Genomic DNA, 1,787 nt, shown 5'->3' on the forward strand with positions numbered 1-1,787 from the left:
GCCCGTTCGACAACCAAAGCCGAAGGCAGACCTCCTTCGCCGAGGTTGAGGTGCTGCCCGTGGTGGAGACCACCGACCACATCGAGATCCCCGAAACCGACCTGCGGGTCGACGTCTACCGGTCCAGCGGGCCGGGCGGGCAGTCGGTCAACACCACCGACTCCGCGGTTCGACTCACCCACATCCCGACCGGAATCGTGGTGACCTGCCAGAACGAGAAGTCGCAGCTGCAGAACAAGGTCTCCGCCACCCGGGTGCTCCAGGCGAAACTGCTGGAACGCAAACGCCAGGAGGAGCGCGCCGAACTCGACGCCCTCAAAGGCGACGGCGGCAGTTCGTGGGGCAACCAGATGCGCTCCTACGTTCTGCACCCCTACCAGATGGTCAAGGATCTGCGGACCGAGTACGAGGTCGGCAACCCCGCGGCAGTCCTGGACGGGGACATCGACGGGTTCCTGGAGGCGGGAATCCGTTGGCGCAACAGACGAGACGACGAAGACTGACTTGACCGAGCTTGTGGCATTCCCGTTCGCCGACCGCTGGCATGACTTCTGGCACGGCGAGATCGGCGAATGGATCCTCTCCCGCGGCCTGAAGATCGCCCTGCTGATGATCGGCGGCCTGCTCGGGGCGCGGTTCATCAGCTGGCTGGCCGGACGGATCAGCCGGCGCATCGACGACGACTTCCAGCAGAGCGACGCCCTGGTGCGCTCCGAGAGCGTCAAGCACCGGCAAGCCGTCGCCTCGGTGATCTCCTATGTGGCCATCGCTCTGCTGGTCGTGATGGTGTTCGTGGAGATCACCGAAACGCTGGCGGTGCCGATCGGCTCGCTGGTCGCGCCGGCGGCGGTCCTGGGTGCTGCGCTGGGCTTCGGCGCGCAACGGGTGGTTCAGGACCTGCTCAGCGGGTTCTTCATCATCACCGAGAAGCAGTACGGCTTCGGTGACCTGGTACAGCTCAACCTGGGATCCGGCAACGACGCGATGGGCACCGTCGAGGACGTCACCTTGCGGGTGACCAAGCTGCGCACCTCCGACGGGGAGATGTACACGATCCCCAACGGCCAGATCGTCAAGACGCTCAACCTGTCCAAGGACTGGGCGCGCGCCGTCGTCGACATCCCGGTGCCGAGCACCGCCGATCTCTCAGTGGTGAACGAGGTGCTGTACCAGGTGGCCGAGAGCGCCGCGCGGGATCCCAGCCTCGAGGATCTGTTGTTGGACAAGCCGCAGCTGATGGGGGTGGAGAGCATCGAACTCGACACCGTCAACCTGCGGATGGTGGCCCGCTCGCTGCCCGGCAAGCAATTCGAGGTGGGCCGGCGGCTGCGGCTCCTGGTGGTCGCGGCGCTGGCCCGGGCCGGGATCGCCACCAGAGGTGCCGGACGCGAGACCGAGGGGCCGGAGCAGCGGTGAAGACGACGAACCCCCGAGAGGGCCGAGGCTGGCCCGGCTACATCCTGGGCGGGCGGCTGCGCACCAGCACGGCGGCCCTGCTGATCGCGTTCTGCGCGATCTGGTGGCTGTATGAGACATACGAGACCACCCCGGCGCCCGAACAGGTGCCGGCCAGCGACGTGGTGCCGCCGGGCTTCATCCCCGACCCCGCCTACACCTGGGCGCCGCGCACCGACGTCCGGCCACGCGACCCGGTGACCACCACGACGACCACGACTCCGGCGACCACGCCGAGCACGACCACCCCGACGACGCCGGTCACCGCCACCCCGACCCCGTCCAGCGCCCCGGCCGAGCCGGGCGGCCCGACGCCGCCGCCCGCGCCCAAC

3 protein-coding genes are annotated in these 1,787 nt (G+C 68.4%); all 3 read left to right on the plus strand.

The genetic code is table 11. The features are described from left to right. On the plus strand, positions 1-503 hold a 503-nt coding region (locus ADBZ5U_RS16145), incomplete at its 5' end, for a peptide chain release factor-like protein (protein WP_526811891.1). A gap of 1 nt (position 504) precedes the next feature. After that, positions 505-1,416 carry a mechanosensitive ion channel family protein gene (locus ADBZ5U_RS16150; protein ID WP_526811892.1) on the plus strand — a complete coding sequence of 304 codons (912 nt, stop codon included), beginning with the start codon at positions 505-507 and terminating at the stop codon, positions 1,414-1,416. Next, positions 1,413-1,787, plus strand: a 375-nt coding sequence (locus ADBZ5U_RS16155) for an Rv3103c family proline-rich protein (RefSeq protein ID WP_526811894.1), incomplete at its 3' end; no start/stop codon positions are given. The genes ADBZ5U_RS16150 and ADBZ5U_RS16155, both read left to right, overlap by 4 nt.

This window comes from Mycobacterium sp. (genome assembly GCF_040398885.1).
Classification (GTDB): domain Bacteria; phylum Actinomycetota; class Actinomycetes; order Mycobacteriales; family Mycobacteriaceae; genus Mycobacterium.